General features: G+C 69.5%; 23 protein-coding genes and 1 tRNA gene. 15 read left to right on the top strand and 9 right to left on the bottom strand.

Translation table 11 applies throughout. The features are described from left to right. Positions 1–311: 311 nt before the first annotated feature. Together LQ566_RS05520 and LQ566_RS05515 are read right to left on the bottom strand one after the other, a co-directional pair. Complete coding sequence (locus LQ566_RS05520) at positions 312–1094, bottom strand: tyrosine-protein phosphatase (RefSeq protein ID WP_231090604.1); 783 nt, start codon at positions 1092–1094, stop codon at positions 312–314. Then, positions 1091–2425: an MFS transporter gene (locus tag LQ566_RS05515; RefSeq protein ID WP_231090603.1), complete on the bottom strand. Its 1335-nt coding sequence runs from the start codon at positions 2423–2425 to the stop codon at positions 1091–1093. The genes LQ566_RS05520 and LQ566_RS05515 overlap by 4 nt, the downstream gene beginning before the upstream one ends. Before the next feature lie 197 nt (positions 2426–2622). Here LQ566_RS05515 and LQ566_RS05510 point away from each other — a divergent pair, with 197 nt between their 5' ends. From LQ566_RS05510 to LQ566_RS05500, 3 genes are read left to right on the top strand one after another with little or no spacing between them, the layout of a single operon-like run. Further along, entirely contained in the window at positions 2623–4380 is a 1758-nt protein-coding gene (locus LQ566_RS05510; protein ID WP_231090602.1) for a glycoside hydrolase family 3 protein, read from the top strand. 9 nt (positions 4381–4389) lie between these two features. Further along, entirely contained in the window at positions 4390–5013 is a 624-nt protein-coding gene (locus LQ566_RS05505) for a TetR/AcrR family transcriptional regulator (RefSeq protein ID WP_231090601.1), read from the top strand. Positions 5014–5022: 9 nt separating this feature from the next. Beyond that, positions 5023–5223, top strand: a complete 201-nt coding sequence (locus LQ566_RS05500) for a hypothetical protein (protein WP_231090600.1) — start codon at positions 5023–5025, stop codon at positions 5221–5223. 83 nt (positions 5224–5306) lie between these two features. On the opposite strand, the gene LQ566_RS05495 is transcribed toward LQ566_RS05500, so the two are convergent. Then, on the bottom strand, positions 5307–5981 hold the full coding sequence (locus tag LQ566_RS05495; protein WP_231090599.1) for an SDR family NAD(P)-dependent oxidoreductase: 675 nt from the start codon (positions 5979–5981) through the stop codon (positions 5307–5309). A 117-nt stretch (positions 5982–6098) separates the two neighbouring features. Here LQ566_RS05495 and LQ566_RS05490 point away from each other — a divergent pair, with 117 nt between their 5' ends. Continuing rightward, entirely contained in the window at positions 6099–6341 is a 243-nt protein-coding gene (locus LQ566_RS05490) for a hypothetical protein (protein WP_231090598.1), read from the top strand. A gap of 72 nt (positions 6342–6413) precedes the next feature. Here LQ566_RS05490 and LQ566_RS05485 read toward each other — a convergent pair whose 3' ends face one another. Together LQ566_RS05485 and LQ566_RS05480 are read right to left on the bottom strand one after the other, a co-directional pair. Then, the gene (locus tag LQ566_RS05485; RefSeq protein WP_231090597.1) at positions 6414–8012 is read right to left on the bottom strand and encodes an ABC-F family ATP-binding cassette domain-containing protein; all 1599 of its coding nucleotides are present in this window, start codon (positions 8010–8012) and stop codon (positions 6414–6416) included. Positions 8013–8321: 309 nt separating this feature from the next. Further along, on the bottom strand, positions 8322–8951 hold the full coding sequence (locus tag LQ566_RS05480; protein WP_231090596.1) for an alpha/beta hydrolase: 630 nt from the start codon (positions 8949–8951) through the stop codon (positions 8322–8324). A gap of 103 nt (positions 8952–9054) precedes the next feature. Between LQ566_RS05480 and LQ566_RS05475 the strand changes: the two genes are divergently transcribed. The 3 genes from LQ566_RS05475 to LQ566_RS05465 all read left to right on the top strand — a co-directional run bounded on the left by LQ566_RS05475 (position 9055) and on the right by LQ566_RS05465 (position 11022). Further along, positions 9055–9843: a DUF3800 domain-containing protein gene (locus LQ566_RS05475; protein ID WP_231090595.1), complete on the top strand. Its 789-nt coding sequence runs from the start codon at positions 9055–9057 to the stop codon at positions 9841–9843. A gap of 183 nt (positions 9844–10026) precedes the next feature. Then, positions 10027–10641 (top strand): NUDIX hydrolase family protein, encoded by a 615-nt coding sequence (locus tag LQ566_RS05470; protein ID WP_231090594.1) that lies wholly within the window; start codon positions 10027–10029, stop codon positions 10639–10641. A 132-nt stretch (positions 10642–10773) separates the two neighbouring features. Continuing rightward, entirely contained in the window at positions 10774–11022 is a 249-nt protein-coding gene (locus LQ566_RS05465) for a hypothetical protein (protein WP_231090593.1), read from the top strand. A gap of 56 nt (positions 11023–11078) precedes the next feature. Here the strand turns inward: LQ566_RS05465 and LQ566_RS05460 are convergent, their stop codons facing one another. Next, on the bottom strand, positions 11079–12149 hold the full coding sequence (locus LQ566_RS05460) for a threonine aldolase family protein (RefSeq protein WP_231090592.1): 1071 nt from the start codon (positions 12147–12149) through the stop codon (positions 11079–11081). 65 nt (positions 12150–12214) lie between these two features. Here LQ566_RS05460 and LQ566_RS05455 point away from each other — a divergent pair, with 65 nt between their 5' ends. Together LQ566_RS05455 and LQ566_RS05450 are read left to right on the top strand one after the other, a co-directional pair. Next, on the top strand, positions 12215–12658 hold the full coding sequence (locus LQ566_RS05455) for a YdeI/OmpD-associated family protein (protein WP_231090591.1): 444 nt from the start codon (positions 12215–12217) through the stop codon (positions 12656–12658). A gap of 3 nt (positions 12659–12661) precedes the next feature. Further along, positions 12662–13594 (top strand): phosphotransferase, encoded by a 933-nt coding sequence (locus LQ566_RS05450; RefSeq protein ID WP_231090590.1) that lies wholly within the window; start codon positions 12662–12664, stop codon positions 13592–13594. Between the two features lies 1 nt (position 13595). On the opposite strand, the gene LQ566_RS05445 is transcribed toward LQ566_RS05450, so the two are convergent. Next, positions 13596–14435 carry an SDR family NAD(P)-dependent oxidoreductase gene (locus tag LQ566_RS05445; RefSeq protein WP_231090589.1) on the bottom strand — a complete coding sequence of 280 codons (840 nt, stop codon included), beginning with the start codon at positions 14433–14435 and terminating at the stop codon, positions 13596–13598. A gap of 183 nt (positions 14436–14618) precedes the next feature. Here LQ566_RS05445 and LQ566_RS05440 point away from each other — a divergent pair, with 183 nt between their 5' ends. Both LQ566_RS05440 and LQ566_RS05435 read left to right on the top strand, forming a co-directional pair. Continuing rightward, positions 14619–15215 carry an asparagine synthase gene (locus tag LQ566_RS05440; RefSeq protein WP_231090588.1) on the top strand — a complete coding sequence of 199 codons (597 nt, stop codon included), beginning with the start codon at positions 14619–14621 and terminating at the stop codon, positions 15213–15215. Between the two features lie 116 nt (positions 15216–15331). Beyond that, a tRNA-Arg gene (locus LQ566_RS05435) sits at positions 15332–15404 on the top strand. Between the two features lie 84 nt (positions 15405–15488). Here LQ566_RS05435 and LQ566_RS05430 read toward each other — a convergent pair. Continuing rightward, positions 15489–16139 carry a TetR/AcrR family transcriptional regulator gene (locus tag LQ566_RS05430; RefSeq protein ID WP_231090587.1) on the bottom strand — a complete coding sequence of 217 codons (651 nt, stop codon included), beginning with the start codon at positions 16137–16139 and terminating at the stop codon, positions 15489–15491. 68 nt (positions 16140–16207) lie between these two features. Between LQ566_RS05430 and LQ566_RS05425 the strand changes: the two genes are divergently transcribed. Further along, complete coding sequence (locus LQ566_RS05425; protein WP_231090586.1) at positions 16208–17578, top strand: MFS transporter; 1371 nt, start codon at positions 16208–16210, stop codon at positions 17576–17578. 66 nt (positions 17579–17644) lie between these two features. On the opposite strand, the gene pgi is transcribed toward LQ566_RS05425, so the two are convergent. Continuing rightward, positions 17645–19327, bottom strand: a complete 1683-nt coding sequence (gene pgi / locus LQ566_RS05420; RefSeq protein ID WP_231090585.1) for a glucose-6-phosphate isomerase — start codon at positions 19325–19327, stop codon at positions 17645–17647. Positions 19328–19410: 83 nt separating this feature from the next. Between pgi and LQ566_RS05415 the strand changes: the two genes are divergently transcribed. From LQ566_RS05415 to LQ566_RS05405, 3 genes are all read left to right on the top strand, one after another. Then, positions 19411–20898: an L-serine ammonia-lyase, iron-sulfur-dependent, subunit alpha gene (locus tag LQ566_RS05415; RefSeq protein ID WP_231090584.1), complete on the top strand. Its 1488-nt coding sequence runs from the start codon at positions 19411–19413 to the stop codon at positions 20896–20898. A 148-nt stretch (positions 20899–21046) separates the two neighbouring features. Then, positions 21047–21820 (top strand): ABC transporter ATP-binding protein, encoded by a 774-nt coding sequence (locus tag LQ566_RS05410; RefSeq protein ID WP_231090583.1) that lies wholly within the window; start codon positions 21047–21049, stop codon positions 21818–21820. After that, positions 21817–22551, top strand: a complete 735-nt coding sequence (locus LQ566_RS05405) for an ABC transporter permease (protein ID WP_231090582.1) — start codon at positions 21817–21819, stop codon at positions 22549–22551. The genes LQ566_RS05410 and LQ566_RS05405 overlap by 4 nt, the downstream gene beginning before the upstream one ends. The last annotated feature ends 60 nt before the right edge of the window (positions 22552–22611 follow it).

Here is a 22611-nt window from a genome sequence, read left to right as displayed (position 1 = left end):
ATCCCGGAATGTGAAGGCGGCGTCGCATGTGCGCAGTTGTGCGTTGAGATTGCCGGGGCCCCGCAGATCAGGCAGAGTCGGGCCGCAGCGCGCTCGTCGAGTCCCCGGCACACCCTGGCGCGCCTGCACGGTGGTGTCGGCAGGAGCTCGGGAGCTCCTTCGGCTGCGCACGGGGCGCTCCGATCGGTCGATCCCACGGGGTCGGGCCGGGGCGACGGACCCGCGGCCCCACCACCGGGATGTCTGGGCCGGAGATGGAAAACGCACCTCGGAGCGCTCTCGGAGGTGCGTTTTCGATCTTCGACGAAGGCTCAGCTCCGCAGGCGTGCCTGGACCCCCGCGATGGTGTCGTCGTCGAGGCCGCCGGATCGGAGGTACGCCGCCGACCCGCCGCGTTCGTCGATCCACGCGAAGGCGGATTCGATGGCCTCGCGGGGCGTGCCGGAGAGCAGTTCGGTCACCGCGGGGACGAGCGGGACCCCCATCGCTGCGACGCGCGCGGTCATCGCCTCCGCCCACGCGCCGCTGAGGTTCTGCTCGCTCTGGGCGTAGTCGTCGACGACAGCGTCGCGTTCAGCGCCGGCGATGTCCAGCATCAACGCCGTGGCCACCCCGGTCCGGTCCTTGCCCGCCGTGCAGTGCACGAGCACCCCGGGGCGATCTGCGTTCTCGGGCGACGCGATGCTTCGCGCGACGTCGGCGAACGCGGGCGCGGCATGCTGCAGCATCGCGAGGTACAGCTGCGAGATGCTCGGGATGCGCTCGAGCATGCGTCGCATCATCTCCGCATCCACCGCCATTCCGGGCGTGGGAGCGGCGCCCGTGGGCAATGCCCCCTCCAGGAGCGACAGATGGTGCTCGGCGATCGGTACCCCCGCGGGGAGGCGGTTCGGCGCCTCCGCGCGCTCGCTCTCGGTGCGGAAGTCGATGATCGTCCCGATCGGGCTCGAAGCGATCACCTCGAGACCGGCATCGGTAACCGCGGCGAGGGCGTCGGAGCGGTACAGCACACCGGCGGCGATGGAGCCGCCGCCGGCGAGCGGCAGACCACCCACGTCGCGGGAGTTGTGCGTGCCGGGGATCAGGGGTGTCATACGGTCTCCTGGGTGAGGGTGTCGGTTGCGGTCAGGGCGCGGCGCCGCTCGTACGCGTCCCGGCGCAGCACGGGGCGAAGCGCGGGGAGCGTGAGCAGTGAGGCGAGCACGGCGATGGTACCGACCAGGTACAGCGCGAGATAGTTCTTGTCGCCGCCGGAGACGGGGTCGCTCCCGCCGATGAGCACGACCAGCGGCGCGAGGGCGGGCGCCAGCGACTGCGGCAGGGTCTTGGCCAGGTTGAAGATGCCGAGGAACTTGCCCTCCTGACCCACGGGAAGTGTGCGCATCGACAGCGCCAGATCGACGGAGTAGTAGGCGCCGAGCGCGAGGCCCGCGAGCAGCGTGCTCACCCAGAAGACGGCGACGCTCTGCGTGAAGGCCTTCATCAGCAGCGATGTCGCCATCAGCACCGCGGCCCCCACGATGAAGGAGGTGTAGTTGCCGCGCTTTCCCGCAAGGTAGCCGCACGCGAACGCGGCCGCGAAGTTGAGGGCCGCTCCCACGAGAGTCGCCATGGACGTGAGCGATGCCGCGCCGGTCTGGTCCATCCCGAGCCGCACGATCAGGTAGAACAGCCCGAACGTGCTGACGATGGTGTAGCCGAACTGCATCGCGGCGCGCTGGATCCACACCAGCGTGAACATGCGGTGCCGGAACGGGTTGAACGCGAACGCGGAGAAGATCTGCAGCAGCGAGCGGTGGCCGGTGTCCGTGCGCGCGACCGGCGGGTCGGGGAGTTTGATGCAGGCGATCACGACGATGATCACCGAGATGACGGGCATGGCCAGGATCACGAGGGACAGGTTCGAGGCGAACAGCGCCGCGATGATCATCGCCGGGACGAGTCCCAGGAATCCGAACGCGCCGAGGATGCCGGAGGCCTTCGAGCGCTGCTCCTCCGGGACCTGTTCGGCCAGCAGCGCCGACATGGCTGCGATGGTCGCGTTGTAGGCGGCCTGCGAGAGCACCCAGCCGAGGATGAGCACGGGGATGTTGTCGGCGAGCGCGAGCACGACGGCAGCCAGTAGTCCGGCGACCACGCCGCCGACGAGCCACGGGCGGCGCCGGCCCCACCGGCTCGTCGTGCGGTCGGACAGATGGCCGAAGATCGGGTTCGCCACGAGCGCGGCAACCGCGCCGATCGCGGTGACCAGTCCGATCGCCCCCTCCTTCTCCGATTCGGGGACGATCTGGAGGACCTTCAGGGAGAGCGAGACGACCAGCGGGGTGATGAGGGCGCCGATGGTGGCGAGCTCGATGATCGCGAGCAGATAGATGCGCGACATCGGCACACGGGGCTGTTCGGCGGCGATGGATGGCGAAGCCATGGGGATCCTTCCAGAGGCGGTGGTCCCTCATTGGACCAGTGGATCACGTACGGAAATGAACAACCTAGTGACGACTAGGTTAATTCAGCAGACCGTAGCGCGCATTCGTGATCCGCCGCAAGAGTTGGTGCGAAATTTACCTAGTGACTACTAAGTTTGGTGTAGCGTGACGGATCACGTCCCATCGGAGGAGCACCATGACCGCATCGCACACCTCGGCACGCGTCGAGCAATTGATCGCCGAGATGACCCTCGCGGAGAAGGTCGGCTCCCTCCTCGTGGCGCGGGTCGTCGCCGCCGAAGGCGGAGAGCTCTGGGAGGGGCGCGATGATCAGTCGCCAGTGGGCTTCGGCGCCACCACCGAGCTGATCGGGGAACGATTCATCACTCACCTGACGCTGATGAACCCGGCCCCCGTCGCCGATCTCGCCCGCTGGGGCTCGCGCGTGCGCGCGCTCGCGGCCGGGACCCGCCTCGGCATCCCGGTCTCCCTCGCGGCCGACCCGGTGCACGGCCGGGACCGCAATGCGCAGGTGGCGATGAGCGGCGGAGGATTCACGACGCTGCCGGAGCCGATCGGGCTCGCCGCCACCCACGACCCCGATCTCGTCCGCGAGACCGCCCGGATGATCGGGGCGGAGCTTCGCGCCGCGGGCCTGCACATCGCCCTTCATCCGATGGCCGATCTCGCCACCGAGCCGCGGTGGGCGCGGATCGCGGGCACGTTCGGGGAATCGCCCGAACTCGCCGCCGAGATGGCGCGCGCGTATGTGGCGGGACTTCAGGAATCCGGCGTCGCCGCCACCGTCAAGCACTTCCCCGGCGGTGGGCCGCAACGCGACGGGCACGATGCACACTTCGCCGAAGGTGCGCACACCGTCTATCCGGGAGGGCGCTTCGAGGATCACCTCGCCCCGTTCGCCGCAGCCATCCGTGCCGGAGTGGTGCGGGTGATGCCGGGCTATGCCGCACCACTCGGACTGGACTACGACGCGGTGGGTTTCGCCTTCGAGAAGCGACTCATCACCGACGTGCTGCGCACTCGGCTCGGCTTCGACGGAGTCGTGATCACCGACTTCAACATCGTCCACGGCATGAGTCTTCCCCGCCTCGGCGTGCAGCTTCCCGTTCGTGCGTGGGGGCTTCTGGATCTGGATCCGGTCGACCGGGTGGCGCGCCTGTTCGACGCCGGCGTGGACCAGCTCGGGGGAGAGGATGATCCGAGCACGGTGCTGGCGGCCATCGAGCGCGGGCTGGTGTCCGAGGAGCGCATCGACGAGTCCGTCCGTCGTGTCCTCGCCGAGAAGGAGCGGCTCGGGCTCTTCGACGACCCCGCCGCACGGGCCGCTGCGCCCGAGGACATTCCCGAACGAATCGCCACGCGCGAGCACCTGGCCCTCGCCCGCCGGGTGCAGGCCGCGTCGATCGTCGCCTTGCAGGGCGAGCCGGTGCGGATCGAGCCCGGCACGCGCGTGTATGCGGAGGGGATGGATCCGCAGATCCTCGCCCGGCGGGCGACGGTGGTGGACGATCCTGCGGACGCGGATCTGGCGATCCTCCGGCTGGTTGCCGCCTATGAGCCCGGGGAGGGGATGATGGGTCGGGCGTTCCATGGCGGCAGCCTCGAGTATCCCGCGGCGGAGGTCGCCCGTATCACGCAGGTCGTCCGGCAGGTCCCCACGGTGATCGACGTCATGCTGGAGCGCCCGGCGGTGCTCACGCCCTTCACCGAGCTCCCGGTCGTCATGACGGGCACGTTCGGTGTGGATGACGATGCCCTCCTGGACGCCATCACCGGACGCGTGGACGCCACTGGCCGTCTGCCGTTCGACCTGCCGCGGTCCATGGCCGCCGTGATCGCGTCCCGCGAGGACGTCCCCTTCGACACGGCCGATCCGTTGTTCTCCTTCGGGTTCGGCCTCGGGTGGTCCCGGATCGGGGCGAATGCCTCATAGGGTCAGAGGGTGACTGAAACCGCGCCCGCCCTCACCGACGCCGACGGCCGCATCGCCCGCGGCGACGAGCGTCGCACCAAGATCCTCGCTGCGGCGACCCGGGAGTTCGGTCGCCGCGGCTACGACAAGACGCGGGTGGCCGACATCGCGCGCGCGGCCGGCGTCACCGACGCGGGCGTGCTGCACCATTTCGCCACCAAGCAGGACCTGTTCATGGCCGTCGTCGAGCGGCGTGAAGAGGTCTACCAGCAGATCCGCCTGCCCGCCGCATCCGTGCGGGCCCTGTTCGACGACTTCATCGGTGCCGTGCGGTCCGCGGCGCAGGAGCCTGATCTGCTCCGGTTCCGTGTCATGCTCACCGGGGCGTCACGCATGGAGGGCAACCCGGCGTACGGGCGCGCCGTGCTGGGCCTGGAGAACGCCCTGCGGGTCCTCGTGCCGTTCGTTCGCGACCGCATCGCAGCGGGCGAGCTGCGGGATGACACCGATCCGCAGCAGCTGATCCTCGAGCTCCTCGCGCTCAACGAAGGAATCCGCGACCAGTGGGCCACGCTCCCGGAGAGCATCGATTACGTCGCCGTGTTCACGGCAGCGGCCGAAGCGCTCTACGCCCGTGTCCGCGCGCTCGGGTAGCGTCAGAGGATGCGCGCGCTTCAGCAGGCTCTCCTCGGTGGCGGCACCCTTCTCATCGTCCTGGGTATCGCCCTGATGCTCATCGACGTCTCGCGGATGATGGGCATCGGCGTGACGATCATCGGTGCGGCGGCGATGGGTGCATCGCTGGCGATCTCGATGCGGGCGCCGCGCGATGACGATCGCCGCGGCCCGCGCCCCCGCCCCTGACGCGAGGCTTCCGTCTGAGGGCGGGAATCCACGCGTCGCGGCGATTCTCGCCCCCGCCCTTGACGTCTCGGGGGAGCCGTCGCTCAGTGCCGGAAGGAGAAGGCGCCGTCGGCGAAGAGTCGCTGACCCGACACCCACCGGCCCTCCGGCGACAGCAGGAACGACACCACCGCGGCGATGTCACGGGGCGTGCCGAGCCGGCCCATCGGGGTCCCCGCAGCCAGCACCTCACGGGTCGGTTCGTCCATCCATCCGGTGTCGATCGGCCCCGGGTTCAGCACGTTCGCGGAGATCCCGCGCGGGCCGAGTTCCCGCGCCGCGGAGCGGACGAGTCTGTCCAGGGCTCCCTTGGATGCGCCATACGGCAGGTTCCCCGTGGTGTGATCGCTGGTGAGCGCGAGGATCGCGCCGCCGGATGCGGGGGCCTGCCGGGCGAAGGCGGCGATGAGCAGCAGCGACGCGCGCGCGTTGATCGCGACGTGCCGGTCGAAGCTCTCGGCGGTGGTGTCCAGCAGCCCGCTCTCCACATCGTGGGCGTGCGAGAGGACGAGGGCGGTGATCGGGCCGTGCGCCGCGGCCACGTCGGCAATCAGGGTGTCCGGCGCGCTCGGGTCCGCGAGATCGCAGGGATGGTCGGCATCGTGCAGGTCGCTGGTGACCACGCGCCAGCCGTCGGCGCGCAACCGCGGAACGATCCCCGCGGCGATGCTGTTGGCGCGAGCGACGCCGGTGACGAGGGCGAGGGGTGGATGGGTCATGTCTGTCCGATCAGGGGTGTTCAGGGGTTCTCAGGGTCGGCGTACATCGGAAGATGTACGTTGCAGGTCCGCCTCTCGGGCGATGTGCCGAGGCTGCGGTGTTTCTAGCGTGGAAGCATGAACATCACGAAGGAGCCCGCCGGCCGCCGCACCCGTCCCGCTCGATCGAGCGCACCGGTGCGTACCGCCGAGGTGATGATGTCGTTGCTGATCGGCATGCTGGCCGGCTGGCTCGTGGCCCTCGCGCTTCCGCGTGAGCCCATCGCCGCCGTCGTCGGCATCCCGGTCGCGATCGCGGTCGCGCTGATCGCCGACTTCGTGATCTCGCGGGTGCGGCGCCGCTATCTCGCCAACGACTGAGCAGGGCCGCACTCCGCGGGGGCGAGAGTGCGCACGACGCGCGCACTCTCGCCCACATTCGGACGACTGGCATCAGGTGAGCTCGTCGATCCGGCCGGCGTCATCGATACGGAGCGTGCGATTGATGCCGAGGCCATCGAGGAACGCCTGGTCGTGACTGGTCACCAGGATCGCGCCGCGATAGCCCGAGAGCGCACTGACGAACTGCTCGACCGTGTCGATGTCGAGGTTGTTGGTCGGCTCGTCGAGCACGAGCAGCTGCGCGGGCGGTTCGGCCAGGAGCAGCTGAGCGAGGGCGACGCGGAAGCGCTCCCCGCCGGACAGCGTGCCGACCGGGCGCTCGGCGGCCGCCCCGCGGACGAGGAAGCGCGCCAGGCGGTTGCGCAGCTCCCGGTCGGGAAGGTGCGGCGCCGCCTCCGCGATGTTCTGCGTGGCCGATCGTGCATCATCCAGTCCGTCCAGGCGCTGCGAGAGCAGGCCGATCCGGTCGGTGTGTGCCTCCGCCGTCAGGTGCGGCAGCCAGTGCGCCGGCTCCCCCGTGACGAGGGAACGCAACAGCGTGGTCTTGCCCACGCCGTTGGCTCCCACGAGTGCCGTGCGCTCCGGACCCTGCAGGATCCACTCCCGCTCACCGTCGGTGAGGGTGGCGATCCGGCGCCCGGCCGCGACATCCGGGTCGGGCAGATCGATGCGGATGGTGTCGTCGTCGCGGATGCGCCGCTCTGCCGCCTCGTGCGCCGCTCGCGCGGTGTCCTCCTTCTCCCGCATCTCCGTGCGCAGGTTCCCGGCCGAGACCTGGGCGGCCATCCGGCGCCCGTGCGCCACGATCTTCGGCACGCGCTTCTCGCGCTCGGCCTTCTTCGCCATCTTCGAGCGGGTGGCCAGCTTCAGGTCGGCTTCGATGCGCTCGCGCTTCTCGCGCCGCACGACGCCAGCTGCCGTGCGCTCAGCCGCCTTCGCCGCCTCCTGCTCGGCGTCCAGCCAGGCACGCCATTCGGAGTAGGGACCGCCGAACACCGACAGTTGGCCGTCGTAGAGCTCGGCCGTGTCGTCCATGAGCTCGAGCAGCTCGGTGTCGTGGCTCACCACGATGAGCGTGCCCGGCCACGTGCCCACGAGCGCACCCAGCCGCGCCCGCGCGTCGTGGTCGAGGTTGTTGGTGGGCTCGTCCAGCAGGGTGATGTCGGGGCGGCGCAGGCGGAGCCCGGAGATGGCGGCGAGCATCGACTGCCCGCCGGAGAGGGTGCCGACCGTGCGGTCCAGGGCATCGGCGGAAAGGCCCGCGTCGGCGAGCGCGGTGATCGCGCGCGCCTCGATGTCCCAGTCGGTCCCGATGGTGTCGAAATGCTCCGGTGCGACATCGCCGGATTCGACGGCGCGTACCGCCGCGAGGGTGTCGGCGATGCCCAACAGCTCGGCGACGGGACGATCCACGTCACGAGTCAGCCGCTGATCGAGCGTCGCCACGGCACCGCGGGACTCCACGCGCCCACCCGTGGGGGTGAGATCGCCCGCGATGAGCTTCAGCAGCGTGGACTTGCCCGAGCCGTTACGGCCCACGAGTCCGGTGCGGGCGGTGGAGAACGCGCCCGAGACGCCGTTCAGCGCGACGGTGCCGTCCGGCCAGGTGTAGGAAAGGTCGTCCAGGACGACGGATGGGGTTAATGGCATGAGATGAAACCTCCCGGTCAGTCGGAAGCGCTGACACGGACCCTGCCGAGGCGGTCGTCGAGGAGACGAGAGCGGCGACGCGGGTGCGACGTTCAGCGCGGGGGTGCGCTGAACGTCGGCCGACAAGCCGCGGATCGGGTATCCCGATCGGTGACGGCGTCTCCGGAAAGAGGAGCGGGTGGTCGACGGATCAGCGCGCTTACAGCGCGGAAGCGTCGGAAACAATCACCGCTGGATCCTCACGTCGGGGACAGGACGTCGTCCACCATACCCGACGAGCTCAGATTTCGCATCCGGGCGTGTCGCGAGTCAGGCCTGCTTGGCGAGGAAGTGGCGGAGATCCTCCAGTTCCTCGCCGCTCACAGTGTGACCGAGCCCCGGATACACCCGCCCGGACAGCGCGCTGTGGGCGGGAAGCCAACCGGCCGTGAAGTCGATGGCGGCGCGGGGGATCACCTCGTCCATGCTGCCGCGACCCCAGAAGACCGGGACGCGCAGCTCGGTGAGCCGGGCATCCTCCTCGCGCTCTTCGTCGGCGGCGTATCCCGACAGGTTCACCGCGAAGCGCACGCGCTCGGGCGCGAGCCGCAGCGTCTGCAGCGCCACCGCGCCGCCCTGGGAGAACCCGATCAGACCCACGCGGTCCAGGCCACGCGCATCGAGCCAGTCGAGGAGGGCGCGCGCGGCCCGCGTGATACCGGCGGCATCCCGGGTGCCGGGCTCATCGATGTCGTACCAGGAATGGCCGGACAACGGCCAGCGCGGTGCCAGGGGTGCCCGCACCGCCGCGTAGACCGCGTCATCGGCGAGGTGCGGCACAAGGCCGAAGAGGTCGTTCTCGTCGGACCCGTAGCCGTGCAGGAGCACCGTCACCGGTGCGTCGGTCTGCGGCCGGGACCAGCGCACCGCTGCATCGTCGAGCATCAGTCCGTCACCCATGTGCTCATCCTTCCAGAGCCCGCCGACACCTGTAGGAACGGCCCCTATCCCCAGATCCGCCCCGGGGCGTTTCGGTCGCGTACCGCGCCCGTACATTCGGATCGTGATTCTGCACGCCTACATCGATGAGACCGGCGATCGAGGGCAGTCGGGCAAACCGAAGACGAGCCCGATCTTCGGGATGGCGGCGGTGATCGTGTCCGACGCGGCAGCCGCGAGGCTGAGGGCCGTCATCCGTCATCTGCGTGAGACGTTCCGTGTCCCCGACGGCACCGTCATGTCGTGGAAGAACCATCTCAAGACTCATCACCGTCGGCAGTATGCGGCTAACTCGTTGGCCGCCGTGGAGGGCGTGACCATCGTGTACGTGTACTGCCAGAAGGATCGCGTGAGCGGCAGCTACGTGTACAACACGGAGCGGTTCTACAACTACGTGGCCAAGATGACGTACACGAATGTGATGTGGGCAGCGCGAGGGCTCGATGCCGAGGGGATACACACACGATTCGGGCACGTGCGAGGGCATGATCACCTTCCGACCAAGGAGTACTTGCAGCGTGAGGCGCGACTCGATCGGCGTGTGCCGCACGATCTCGAGCGAGGACTGCGGTGGGTGTCGGCCGACCGCTATCTGGAAAGCCAGGCCGCGGACCTGTATGGCGGCTTTCTCAAAGCCGCCTTGTGGCCGGGGGAGTTCGGGCTGGTGGAGCCGCAGTACATCCGCACGATCTGGCACCAGGTCCGCCGCGGCGATGAGGGCTGCCCGGTCCCGCTGGGGTTCATGTCCATGCCGAGCAACGAACTCGCGCGAGCGCTGCCGTGGAACCCCTGCGACTGCAGCGTCTGCAACAGCATTCGGGTCGTGGGAAGCCCCCAGGGGCCGATCCACTGAAGGAGTGCGGTGGCAGCACCGCGGGCAACCCTGGCGAGCATCACACGACCCGACAGGCGAAGATGCTAACACGATGCGGTCGGTGGCGACGCAGTCCTCCACAGCCGCGAGGAGATACCGCTCGCTCATCCTTCCGGAGCCCGCGGACACCTGCGCGACCGGGGCGTCGGGTATACAGGAAGCATGACCGTACGCACGCCTGACCCCGACCCCGCCGACGACGGTCGCGACCCCCTGGAGGGTCTCACCGGGATGGGCCACCAGATGCGGGTGCCCGGGTCCAACCCGGGCTGGCTGAGCGACGTCGAGCTGCTGGAGGCCCGCCGCCATCTGCCGATCCTCTACGTGGAGGCCGTGCCGGTGCGCACGGACGGGACGGGCGCGGTCACCGATGTCGGGATTCTGCTTCGCGCGACGCCGATGGGTGAGATCACCCGCACCATCGTGTCGGGCCGGGTGCGCTACGGCGAGACGGTGCGCGATGCCCTGTTCCGCCACCTCGAGAACGACCTCGGCCCGATGGCGTTCCCGATGCTGCCGCCGCAGCCGACGCCCTTCACGGTGGCGGAGTACTTCCCGATCCCCGGCGTGAGTGCGTTCCACGATGACCGTCAGCACGCGGTCTCGCTCGCGTTCGTCGTACCCGTGACCGGGACGTGCGAGCCGCGCCAGGACGCGCTGGAGGTCACCTGGCTCACACCGGAGGAGGCGCAGAGCGCGGAGCTGGCGGCGGAGATGGAGGGCGGTCGCGGCACGCTGGTGCGGCAGGCCCTCGCCTCGGTGGGTGCCCTGCGCTGACGCTGGGGCCCGCACTACGCAGACGCGCCGCGGGAGTACGGATCATCCGCCCTGCGTAGTGCACAACTGCGGCCTCGCGCCGTACCGTTCGCTCGATCCCGCACCCGCGGGACGCAAGTGAACGGAGTCGTGATGATCATTCGTCGTACTGCGGTGAAGCTCGCGCTCGCCGCCGTCGTCGCCGTTGCCGCCGTGCCCATGACCGCGGGAGCCGCCTTCGCGGCACCGCACGCCGAGCAGATGGACGGCAGCGACCACGGCAACAGCAACATGCCGGCCCGCCAGGACCCGCAGCCGGATCGGGGCCAGGACTGTCTGGTGCACGGTAATTGGGGCGGGATCAACGAGGACCACTGCGGTCCCTCGAACCCCGACACCTGAGTCGGCCGCGCCGCAGCGTCCGGGAACGGATGTCGTCCTCGGACGCCGACGGCGTCTCAGCGCGCGGCGGTCTCCGCTGCGAGCAGCTCGACCAGTGAGTCGACATCGGACTCCGCGGTGTCGAAGCTGCACACCCACCGCACCTCGCGGCGCGCCTCGTCCCAGTCGTAGAAGCGGAACGTCTCGCGGAGGCGGTCGGCGACGCCGGCCGGCAGCGTGAGGAAGAGTCCGTTGGCCTGCGTCGGCTGCGTGAACTCCACCCCGGTGATCTCGCCTGCGGCGATGCGGCTGTCGATGGCACCACGCAGTCGCGCCGCCATGGCGTTGGAGTGGCGTGCGTTGCGCAGGTACAGGTCGCCCTCGTAGAGCGCGATGAGCTGTGCCGAGACGAAGCGCATCTTCGAGGCGAGCTGCATGTTGGTCTTGCGGAGATAGGTCAGACCCTCGGACGCCTCGGGGTTCAGCACGACGATCGCCTCCGCGACCATGGCACCGTTCTTCGTGCCGCCGACGCTCAGCACGTCCACGCCCGCGTCCCGCGTGAAAGCGCGAAGCGGAAGATCCAGCGCCGCGGCGGCGTTGGCGATGCGTGAGCCGTCCATGTGCAGGTGCATGCCGAGGGAGTGGACGTGATCGGCGATCGCGCGGATCTCCTCGACCGAGTACAGGGTGCCCAGCTCGGTGGACTGGGTGAGGGAGACCACGAGCGGCTGCGCGCGGTGCTCGTCGCCCCATCCGCGGGCCTCGATGTCGATCAGCTCGGGCGTGAGCTTGCCGTCCTCAGTGGGTACCGTCCACAGCTTGATGCCGCCGACCTTCTCCGGTGCGCCGCCCTCGTCGACGTTGATGTGAGCGCTCTGCGCGCAGACCACGGCGCCCCAGCGGGGGAGCATCGACTGCAGTCCCACCACGTTCGCACCGGTGCCGTTGAACACCGGGAAGCTCTCCACGCCCTCACCGAAGTGAGCGCGGAACACCTCGGCCAGCCGGGCGCTGTACACGTCCTCGCCGTAGGCCACCTGGTGGCCGTCGTTGGCGGCTGCGATGGCTGTCATCACCTCGGGGTGGATGCCGGAGTAGTTGTCGGAGGCGAAGCCGCGGAGGTTGACGTCGTGGATCGTGGTCACCTTCCCAGCCTAGAACCTCGCTCCGCCTGCGAGCACGCGGTCCCAGCCCGTCGTAGGCTCCCGTCATGAAGACGACGACGTTCGAGAGCGAGCTGTATTCCGTGGATGGTCGCAACACCGCGATCCGCGTGTCCGCGCAGGTGCTCGACGAGTGGGGTGTGGGCAAGCGGGTGCCGGTGATCGTCTCGGTCAACGGTTTCGAGTACCGCTCTACGATCGCCCCGATGGGCGGCCAGTTCCTCATTCCGTTCTCGTCGGACAAGCGCGCCGCAACGGGGCTCGGGGCCGGCGATGAGATCACGGTCACGCTCACCCACGACACCGCGGAACGCACGGTCGACGTGCCGGATGACCTCGCCGCCGCGCTGGATGCCGCCGGGCTGCGCCCGGCCTTCGATGCCCTCGCATTCACCTTCCGCAAGGAACACGCGCGCGCCGTTGTCGACGCGAAGAAGCCCGAGACCCGGCAGCGGCGCATCGAGGCCGTGATCGCGAAGCTCGGCGGTTGACGGATGCCGGACGAGGAGCGCAACGGGGCGACGGGCCCGCCGCGGATGCACACCGATCAGCTGGCGATCGATGCCGAGCAGGTCGAACGGCTCGTCGCGGCGGCGCGACCGGAGTGGGCGGGCCGACCGGTCACGGCCATCCGATCGCAGGGGACCGTCAACGCGATCTTCCGCGTGGGACGTACGATCGCCGCGCGCTTCGCGCTGCAGCCGGACGAGCCGGTGGCGCACCGCACCGCGCTCGAGCGTGAGGCGCGTCGGTCCGCGCGCTTCCTGCAGGTGTGTCCGGTGGCCGTCCCGGAACCGCTGCTGATCGGCGACGCGGGGGAAGGGTATCCGCTGGCATGGACGGCACAGAGCTGGGTGGACGGTGACGTGGTTGATCCTCGCGCCTTCCGGGACGCACGCGACCTGGCGGATGACCTCATCGATCTCCTCGCGACGCTGCGGGATGTGGACGTGGCCGGCGAGGCGTTTCGCGGCTACGGGCGCGGCGATGTCCTCGCGCCGTTCGACGAGTGGGTGCAGGAGTGCCTCCGCCGCAGCGTCGGCATGATCGACACCGCCGCGATCGGCGCACTGTGGTCGCGGCTCCGAGACCTTCCCGCCCCAGCGGGACGGAGCCTCAGTCACACCGACCTGGTCCCGGGCAACGTGCTCGTGCGGGACGGGCGCCTGGTGGGGTTGCTCGACACCGGAGACGCATCAGCCGCCGACCCGGCCCTAGATCTCGTCATCGCCTGGCACCTCTTCGATCCCGCGATGCGGGAGCGGATGAGGACGGGACTCGGATCGTCGCCGGACGAGTGGGCGCGCGGTGCGGGATGGGCGCTGGTGCAGGCGATCGGACTGGTCTGGTACTACGAGTCCAGCAATCCCGTCATGGCGGCTCTTGGTCGCTCGACGCTGGATCGTCTCGCCACGTCCGCGCTGTGATTCAGCGGATCGGGGTGGTGGTGTCGGTCGCCTCGCGCAGGGGGCCGCGCATGAGGTTCCAGTACCGCACCGGCATGGCGCGGGTGATCCAGTCCACCAGATACGCCTTGCGTCCGATCATGGTGCGAGCGCGCCGTTCGATCGTGGCGCGGATGATGATCTGCGCGGCCTCCTCCGGCTCGGTCTCGTACATGTGAGCCTGGGCCGCGGCCGCCCGGGCGGCGATGGCGGGGTCGATCGCGGCCGCGTACCGGCCGTGCAGGATGATTCCGGTCTTCACTCCAGCCGGATAGATCGCCCCCACGCTGACGGTGGATCCCTCCAGCTCGTGCCGCAGAGCTTCGGTGAACCCGCGCACCGCGTACTTGCTCATCGCGTACGGGATACGGCCGGCGGGGGCGCCGAGGGCGTAGATCGAGGCCAGGTGCGTGATATGGGCGGCAGGGGAGCGTCGCAGTGCGGGGAGCAGGGCTTTCGTGATCGAGACGGTGCCCCAGAGGTTCACATCCATGAGCCAGCGCATCTCCGCCATCGTGAGCTGGTCGAGGGTGCCGAGCATCGACGATCCGGCACAGGTGACGAGGGCCTGGACGGCCCCCTGTGTGCGCTCGATCTCGCCGGCGGTCTCAGCCACCGCATCGTCATCGACGAGGTCCACGGTGTGGGTGGTGACCATGCCGGCCGGCAGCTCCGCCGACAGGCGGGCCAGCCCCTCGGCGTCGCGATCGAGCAGGGCCAGTCGTGCCCCGCGCGCCGCGAGGCCACGCGCCACCTGTGCACCCATTCCGCTCGCGGCGCCCGTGATGACCGTGAGGTTGCCCGTCACGTCCAGTTTCGCCATGCTGACCTCCGACTCGTCCGGCACCGGCGCCGGACCTCTCGATTCTGCCGTGAGCGCGCGGCGGCTGTCCGGAGCCGGTGCGGAAAGGCGGGCGTGTCGGGCGTGGGCGACTACGCTGAGAAGACCGGTGTCGTGCGGCCCGGGCTGCGATGACGCAGAAACGTGGACGACAGGGGAGGCCCGGTGGGAGCGAAGCTCAATGAAGCGATCGCCGAGGGCATGTCCATTGCACTGGCAGCCGGCCGGCTGTCGCTGAAGAATCAGATTCTGGTGGACACGATCGCGGGTGATGCCGCGTTCGAGTCCGATCACTTCATGCAGGTTGCGCGCGAGATCCTCAACGATCTGGCCGACGAGGCCGAAGATGCCGCCAACCGGCTGAAGCGGCAGGGGCGCAAGGCGTGGGGCAAGTACTCGCAGTCCGATGGCACCCACGACTACCGCGATCGGGACGTCAAGAACCTGCGCCGCCGCCGCAAGCAGTCCGCGGGCGTCGCCGTGCGTCTGCGCCAGCTCGCCGCCGATGACGAGCAGGTGCGTGAGCTCGTGGAGGAGGGGCGCGAGGCCGCCTGGGGCGATGTCTCATCCAACCTGGATCGCCGGTTGCGCGCCGAGAGCATGCGCCCGGACGCCGACCCCGACTACGCCAAGATGCGCGACGCCCGGATGCAGGCCCTGCGGCTGGTGGATCTACAGGCTCTGGAGTCGCAGGTTCGCGCCCGGAAGAAGGCGGAGAAGGCCGAGAAAGCCGAGCGCAAGGCCGCGAAGGGGAAGTCCTGATCCGCTCGGAGAACGCGGGCTCGACGCGCCCGGGCGGTCCCTGCCGATTCGCGCTCCGCGACAGAGTGCGTTAGGCTGATCTACGGCCGCCGCGCGAAAGTGCAGAAGCCGAAAATGCGCCCGTAGCTCAATGGATAGAGCATCTGACTACGGATCAGAAGGTTAGGGGTTCGAGTCCCTTCGGGCGCACACTGTGTTGAGACAGTAGACGAAGACCTCCGGTGAGAGCCGGGGGTCTTCGTCGTTTCGCCGTGGCGGAGGCGAGTGCGGAGATCAGTCGGCACTGTTGAACGACACCCACTCGGTCCAGGTCATCGTCTCCCCGCGAATCAGCTCGGGGTGCTCGACGCTGTGCCGCAGGCCCAGAAGGTACACATCCAGCTGGCGGAGATGCAGCTGGATCGCGCGCTCACGATCGGTGGGGATGCTGGGGCGCAAATGGGTGATCGCGATCATCAGCTCGCCCGGGCCGAAGTCGGCGGGGACGATTCCGCGTTCCCGATCCACCGCGATCAGCTCCTCGAGCGCTTCCCGCAGCTCTTCTGCGGCGGCGTCGACGTCGGGGTTTCGCAGCACATGCCGGCCGAACGTGGTGGCGAGCGGGCTCGCCGCCTCACGCAGGTGGCGCTCCAGGAAGGCTCGCACGACAGACGGCGCTCGTGCCGACAAGGCGTCCTGGGCGATCTGGGTGACCTGGTGCAGTGCGCGCAGGCGGAGATCGAGCGTGAGCGCGTCCTTGCTGGGGTAGCGGCGGTAGATGGTGGCGACACCCACGCCGGCGCGCTCCGCGATCGCCGACATCGGCGCATCGAAGCCGCGCTCGACGAATACCTCGCGCGCGGCGTTCAGGACGGCGTCGTCGTTGCTGCGCGCCTCGGCGGCCCGGCCGCGCAGCGGAGCCCCGCGGGGTGAATCGAAGGTCATGTTGACACGATACCGATCGTCGGGTGTTTAATCGGAACGAACCATTCCGTTCCGATTAGGAGACGATCATGACAGCACCCGTGCGAACCATCGAGCAGGCGGAGGTCCGGTCGGGCCCGGTCGTGTTCGCGCTCGCGCTCGCGGTCCTCGGCTTCTCGCTGATGCAGACCCTCCTCGTGCCGGCGCTGCCAGAACTCGCTCACTCGTTCGATGCCCAACCGGGCGCCGCGGGCTGGATCCTCACCGTCTATCTGCTGGCAGGAGCGGTCACCGCTCCGATCCTGGGCGCCCTCGGCGATCTGCACGGGCATCGACGTCTGCTCCTGGTGACCTTGGCTCTGTTCGCCGTCGGCAGCGTCCTGGCGTTCTTCGCCCCGTCGTTCGCCGTGCTGCTCGTGGCCCGCGTGGTGCAGGGCGCCGCGACGGCGTCATTCCCGCTCGCCCTGGCCATCGTGCGAGTGCAGCTGCCGGCTGCGCGACGAGCGGCGGCCATCGGCTGGCTCAGCGGCATGCTCGGGCTCGGTGCCGGATCTGCACTGGTGATCGGCGGCATCCTCACCGATGTGGTCGGCTGGCGGGGACTGTTCGGATTCGGCGCGATGATGGCGCTGGCGAGTCTTGCCGCGGTCGCCCGGTGGGTGCCGCGCGGTCACGGTCGCGGGGCGGGCCGGCTGGATCTCGCCGGGGCAGCGCTGCTTGCCGCCGGACTCGCCGCGCTCCTTCTGGCGATCTCCCAGGGATCGACCTGGGGATGGGCGTCGCCGGCGGCGATCGGCCTGTTCGCCGCCGCGGCTGCCGGGTTCGCGGGCCTGGTGCTGGTCGAGCGGCGCACCGCCGTGCCGGTCGTCGATGTCCGTTCCCTGGCCGATGTGCGGCTGGCCCTCGTCAGCCTCGTGACGGTGTTCCTGGGGTTTGTGCCCTACCTGTTCTACGTCGCACTCCCGATCCTGCTCGAATCGCCCGCCGGGATCGGGCACGGCATGTCGGTGACCGCGGCGGGCATCGCGATGCTCCCGAGCGCGGTGCTGGTGTTCGTGGGTGGACGCCTTGCGCCCGCGCTCATCTCCCGTGTGCCGGGAGGCGTGGTGGTCTCCCTCGCCCTGGTCGTGATGCTCGCGGGCAGCACTCTGGCGGCGCTCTGGCCGTCGTCCCTCGCCGCCGTGGTGATCGGATTCGCGCTGATCGGGTTCGGCAACGGTGCCGGTTTCGCCGCGGCGTCCGACCTCGTCACACGCATCGCCCCGCGGGACGAGGTGGCAGCCGCCGCGGGTCTGAACGGTGTGCTCCGCACCGTCGGCTCCGCGGTGGGCATTCCGGTGACAGGGGCGATCCTCGCGACCTCCGCCGTGGACGAGGCGGGCCTGCGCGCACTGTTCCTGCTCGCTGCCGTCGCCAGTCTGGTCGCTGCCCTGCTCGGCGCGCTGATCCGGCGCGCGTGAATCTCCGGACGAACGGCAGCGCCGCCCGGAGAGTCTCCGAGCGGCGCTGTCGACAGCCCTCGCGTGTCAGTCGTTGCGGTGCGCGTGGTAGTACGCCAGCAGCGCCTGTGTCGAGGCGTCCTGTGCGGCGATGGCGTCGGCGTCGCCCTCGATGGCGGGGGCGATCTGCAGCGCCAGCTGCTTGCCGAGCTCCACACCCCACTGGTCGAAGGAGTTGATGCCCCAGATGGTGCCCTCGGTGAAGGTGATGTGCTCGTAGAGCGCGATCAGCTGGCCGAGCACCGCGGGGGTGAGCGCGGGCGCGATGATCGAGGTGGTCGGACGGTTGCCGGCGAAGGTGCGCGCAGCCACCAGCGCACCCGTCGTCCCCTCGGCCTCGACCTCCTCGGCCGTCTTCCCGAAGGCCAGCGCCTTGGTCTGGGCCAGGAAGTTGGCGAGGAACAGCCCGTGCACGTCGCGGCCGTCGTCCTGCAGCGGGTAGCCGGGGTTGACCACGGCGATGAAGTCGGCGGGGATGAGCCGCGTGCCCTGGTGGATCAGCTGGTAGAAGGCGTGCTGGCCATTGGTGCCGGGCTCACCCCAGAAGACCTCGCCGGTGGCGGTCGTGACAGCAGACCCGTCCCAGCGCACCGACTTGCCGTTGGATTCCATGGTGAGCTGCTGCAGGTACGCCGGGAATCGGTGCAGGAGCTGCGCGTAGGGGAGCACGGCGTGCGTCTGCGCGTCGAGGAAGTTGGTGTACCAGACGTTCAGCAGGCCCATGAGGACGGGCACGTTGCTCTCGATCGGCGTGGTGCGCACGTGCTCGTCGACGGCGTGGAAGCCGGCGAGCAGATCGGCGAACGCGTCGGGGCCGAGCGCGATGTTCAGCGACAGGCCGATGGCGGAGTCCACCGAATAGCGCCCGCCCACCCAGTCCCAGAACCCGAACGCGTTGGCGGGGTCGATGCCGAAGGCCGCCACCTTGTCGAGCGCGGTGGAGACGGCGACGAAGTGATGCGCGACGGCATCCTGCTTCGCGGAATCGGAGCCGTCGATCGCGCCGGCGGCGGCGAGCCTCTCCCACAGCCAATCGCGCGCGAGGCGGGCGTTGGTGAGGGTCTCCAGGGTGGTGAACGTCTTCGACGCCACGATGAACAGCGTGGTCTCGGGATCGAGATCCGCGGTCTTCAGGGCGATGTCGGTGGGATCGATGTTCGACACGAACCGGGCCTGGATGCCCGCGGTGGCATAGGGCTGCAGCGCCTCGTACACCATGACGGGGCCGAGGTCGGAGCCGCCGATGCCGATGTTGACGACGTGGGTCACCTTCTTCCCGGTGACGCCCGTCCACTCGCCCGAGCGGACCCGATTGGCGAACACGCGCATGGCGTCCAGGACGGCGTGCACGTCCGCGTCGACGTCCTGGCCGTCGACGATCAGCGCCGGGGTCGCGCCCGCGGGTCGGCGCAGGGCCGTGTGCAGGACGGCCCGGTCCTCCGTGGTGTTGATGTGCGAGCCCTCGAGCATGGCGGCGAAGCGTCCGGCGACGCCCGTCTCCTCGGCGAGCTTCACGAGGGAGGCGAGGATCTCGTCCGTGACGAGGTTCTTCGACAGGTCGACGTGCAGGTCGGCGAGCTCGAAGCTCAGCCGCTGCACACGTCCCGGATCCTGCGCGAACCAGGCGCGCAGATCGGGGGAGAATCCGTCGCGCGCGGCGGAGAGCTCGGCCCAGGCAGAAGTGGCGGTTGCATCGATGGGAGTGGTCACGCCATCCACGGTAGTGCCGTCTGCCCCGATCCGGGCGTGGTGTGGCAGGCGCTTCGTCTTCGCGCCGGGATTACGCTGGTCTGGTGAGCGCATACGTGTCCGCATTTGATCTGTTCTCCATCGGTGTGGGACCCTCCAGCTCCCACACCGTCGGACCCATGCGCGCGGGCGTCGATTTCGCCCGCCGGCTGGCCGCCTCCGACGTCCTGGTGCGTACCCGGCGCGTCACGTGCTCGCTGTACGGGTCCCTCGGCGCCACCGGACTCGGCCACGGCACCCCCGACGCCGTCGTGGCAGGACTGCGCGGTCAGGAGCCGGAGAGCGTGGATCCCGCCGCTGTGCGCGAGGCATGGTCGCACTATCCGGAGGGTGAGCCGCTGATGCTCGCGGGAATCCACGCGGTGCCGTTCCGCAAGGAGGACATCACCTTTGAGGCGCGCACGCGCCTGCCCGGGCACCCGAACGCCATGACCCTGCGCGCCTTCGACGAGGCCGGCAGCATCCTCACCCAGGAGACGTACTACTCGGTGGGCGGCGGGTTCATCCGTCGTGATGGCGAGAGCACCGAGGTGGCCGCCACAGCCTTCCCCTTCGCGTACTCCGACGCCGCCACCCTGCTGGAGCTGTGCGACGAGCATGGGCTCACCATCGCCGAGCTCGCCCGTCTCAACGAGGAATCGCTGCACGGCGAGGCGGAGGTGGCGGCAGGGCTCGACGCCATCTGGGACGCGATGAGCTCGTGCGTGGACGCGGGCCTGCACACCGGCGGCGTGCTGCCCGGAATCCTCGGGGTGAAGCGCCGGGCCTCCACCATCCGGGAACAGCTGGAGAACGTGGAATCCGACGGGCATCGCGAGCTTCCCGGGGAGTGGCTGGGCGCCTTCGCGCTCGCGGTCAACGAGGAGAACGCGGCCGGCGGCCGAGTGGTCACGGCGCCCACCAACGGCGCGGCCGGCATCCTTCCCGCCGTCGCGATGTACTGGTGGCGGTTCCTGGCTGATTCCGGTCTCGGTCGTGGCAACGCCGTGACGCCCTACGGTGAGCTGGTGGGCAGCGCCCTGCTCGGCTTCGGTGGCGAACCTGCCGATCTCCCCGACGGCGACGAGGAGGCCATCGCGGAGGCCAACCGCCGCCGTGGCATCCGCCGGTTCCTCCTCACCGCGACGGCGCTCGGGTCCCTGTTCAAGGCGAACGCGTCGATCTCCGGAGCCGAGGGCGGATGCCAGGCGGAGGTCGGCTCCGCATGCGCGATGGCGGCCGGTGGCCTCACCGCCGTCATGGGCGGCACGAACCGCCAGATCGAGAACGCCGCGGAGATCGCGATGGAGCACCACCTCGGTCTCACCTGCGATCCGGTGGGCGGACTCGTGCAGATCCCGTGCATCGAGCGCAACGCCATCGCCGCGTCCACCGCGGTGACCGCAGCACGACTCGCCCTGCGCGGCGATGGCAACCACTTCGTGTCGCTCGACATGGTGGTGGAGACGATGCGCCAGACCGGCATCGACATGTCGACGAAGTACAAGGAGACCAGCGAGGGTGGCCTCGCCGTGAACGTCATCGAGTGCTGAACCTGCGCTGAATCGAGGAGATATCGTCCACGGCGGGCCCACATCTGTGTTCTGATCCTCGTCCGGCGGAAATGTCCTCGTTTCAGGACGTGGGGGTGGTGGTTCCGACACCTGTCGCCTCGCCGTTTCCGGGTCCATAATTCATGCCATGAACAGTGCGGACGCGAGTGCGCAGGATGCTGTCGTGATCGACGGCCTGCGAGTGCGGCGCGGCCGAAACGAGGTGTTCGAGGCGCTGTCCCTTCGCATCCCCCGCGGTCGGATCACCGGCCTTCTCGGTCCGTCGGGCTGCGGCAAGACCACCCTGATGCGCGCGGTCGTTGGGGTGCAGCGGATCGCAGGCGGCACCGTTCGGGTGCTCGGCGACGACGCCGGATCGGCCGCCCTCCGACACCGCGTGGCGTACGGAACGCAGGGGTCGGCCGTGTACGCGGATCTGACGGTGCGGCAGAATCTCACGTACTTCGCGCGCGTGCTCGGCGTGGGACGGGATCACGTGGACCGCGTCATGGATCAGGTCGGCCTCGCCAGGCACGCGTCGCATACTGTTGCCGCTCTCAGCGGTGGACAGGCCAATCGCGTCTCCCTCGGCATGGCGTTGCTGGGGGAGCCGGAGCTCATCGTGCTCGACGAGCCGACGGTGGGCCTTGATCCGGTGCTGCGTGCCGAGCTGTGGGATATGTTCCGCACCATCGCGGAGCACGGGACCACCCTCCTGGTGTCGAGCCACGTCATGGACGAGGCGCTGCGCTGTGATCGCCTGCTGCTCATGCGCGACGGTCGGCTCGTGGCCGACACCACGCCCGCCGACCTGCTGGCGGACACAGGCCGTACCGATCCGGAGCAGGCGTTCCTTGAGCTCATCGCGCGTGACTCCGCCGCCCATCCGCATCTGCGTCGCGAGCGGAGGGAGACGTCATGAACCCACGCCGGATGTTCGCGACCGCGGGTCGGGTGCTCGCCCAGCTTCGCCACGATCCGCGCTCGATCGCGCTGATGGTGGTGGCCCCGAGCCTGCTCGTCGGTCTGTTCGCCTGGCTGTTCACCGACACCACGGGCGTGTTCGATGCCTTCGGCGGAGCGATCCTCGCCCTCTTCCCGTTCATCGTGATGTTCCTGGTGAGCTCCATCACCACCCTGCGCGAACGCCGCTCGGGAACGCTGGAGCGGCTGATGACCACGCCGCTCGGCCGAGCGGACTTCGTGCTCGGCTACGCACTCGCATTCGGGCTTCTGGCCGTGGTGCAGGCCTCGGTCACCGTCACGTTCGCCGTGTACGTGTGCGGGCTCACCGTGTCGGGCGAGCTCTGGCAGTTAGGCCTCGTCGCGGTGGTCGATGCGCTGCTGGGCACCTCGTTGGGGCTGCTGGCGAGCGCGTTCGCGCAGTCGGAGTTCCAAGCGGTGCAGTTCATGCCGGTGCTGGTGTTCCCGCAGATCATCCTCGGCGGCCTGTTCATGCCGCGTGAGCAGATGCCGGATGTGCTGCATGCCATCTCCGACTGGCTGCCACTGAGCCACGCGATCGACGCGGTGCAGGCGGTGACCGCGGGCGATGATGGCTGGGACCTGTGGCGTCCGGTGCTCATCGTGACGGCTTTCGCTGTGGCCTTCCTCGTGCTCGCGCCGCTCACGCTGCGCCGGCGCACGTCCTAGCGCACCACCGTCGTCGGTGTGACGCCGACGACGCCGCATACGACGCAGCGCCCGCCCCAG

This window comes from Microbacterium nymphoidis (assembly GCF_021044885.1).
Classification (GTDB): Bacteria; Actinomycetota; Actinomycetes; order Actinomycetales; family Microbacteriaceae; genus Microbacterium; species Microbacterium nymphoidis.
This window is presented reverse-complemented; position numbering and strand designations above follow the sequence as displayed.

Coding starts and splice junctions, on each gene's coding strand:
- LQ566_RS05430 (WP_231090587.1), bottom strand. CDS start 16,139: ATGACCTTCGATTCACCCCGCGGGGCTCCGCTGCGCGGCCGGGCCGCC.
- LQ566_RS05465 (WP_231090593.1), top strand. CDS start 10,774: ATGATCATTCGTCGTACTGCGGTGAAGCTCGCGCTCGCCGCCGTCGTC.
- LQ566_RS05455 (WP_231090591.1), top strand. CDS start 12,215: ATGAAGACGACGACGTTCGAGAGCGAGCTGTATTCCGTGGATGGTCGC.
- LQ566_RS05445 (WP_231090589.1), bottom strand. CDS start 14,435: ATGGCGAAACTGGACGTGACGGGCAACCTCACGGTCATCACGGGCGCC.
- LQ566_RS05520 (WP_231090604.1), bottom strand. CDS start 1,094: ATGACACCCCTGATCCCCGGCACGCACAACTCCCGCGACGTGGGTGGT.
- LQ566_RS05495 (WP_231090599.1), bottom strand. CDS start 5,981: ATGACCCATCCACCCCTCGCCCTCGTCACCGGCGTCGCTCGCGCCAAC.
- LQ566_RS05500 (WP_231090600.1), top strand. CDS start 5,023: ATGCGCGCGCTTCAGCAGGCTCTCCTCGGTGGCGGCACCCTTCTCATC.
- LQ566_RS05405 (WP_231090582.1), top strand. CDS start 21,817: ATGAACCCACGCCGGATGTTCGCGACCGCGGGTCGGGTGCTCGCCCAG.
- LQ566_RS05485 (WP_231090597.1), bottom strand. CDS start 8,012: ATGCCATTAACCCCATCCGTCGTCCTGGACGACCTTTCCTACACCTGG.
- LQ566_RS05410 (WP_231090583.1), top strand. CDS start 21,047: ATGAACAGTGCGGACGCGAGTGCGCAGGATGCTGTCGTGATCGACGGC.
- LQ566_RS05470 (WP_231090594.1), top strand. CDS start 10,027: ATGACCGTACGCACGCCTGACCCCGACCCCGCCGACGACGGTCGCGAC.
- LQ566_RS05490 (WP_231090598.1), top strand. CDS start 6,099: ATGAACATCACGAAGGAGCCCGCCGGCCGCCGCACCCGTCCCGCTCGA.
- LQ566_RS05425 (WP_231090586.1), top strand. CDS start 16,208: ATGACAGCACCCGTGCGAACCATCGAGCAGGCGGAGGTCCGGTCGGGC.
- LQ566_RS05515 (WP_231090603.1), bottom strand. CDS start 2,425: ATGGCTTCGCCATCCATCGCCGCCGAACAGCCCCGTGTGCCGATGTCG.
- LQ566_RS05450 (WP_231090590.1), top strand. CDS start 12,662: ATGCCGGACGAGGAGCGCAACGGGGCGACGGGCCCGCCGCGGATGCAC.
- LQ566_RS05510 (WP_231090602.1), top strand. CDS start 2,623: ATGACCGCATCGCACACCTCGGCACGCGTCGAGCAATTGATCGCCGAG.
- LQ566_RS05480 (WP_231090596.1), bottom strand. CDS start 8,951: ATGGGTGACGGACTGATGCTCGACGATGCAGCGGTGCGCTGGTCCCGG.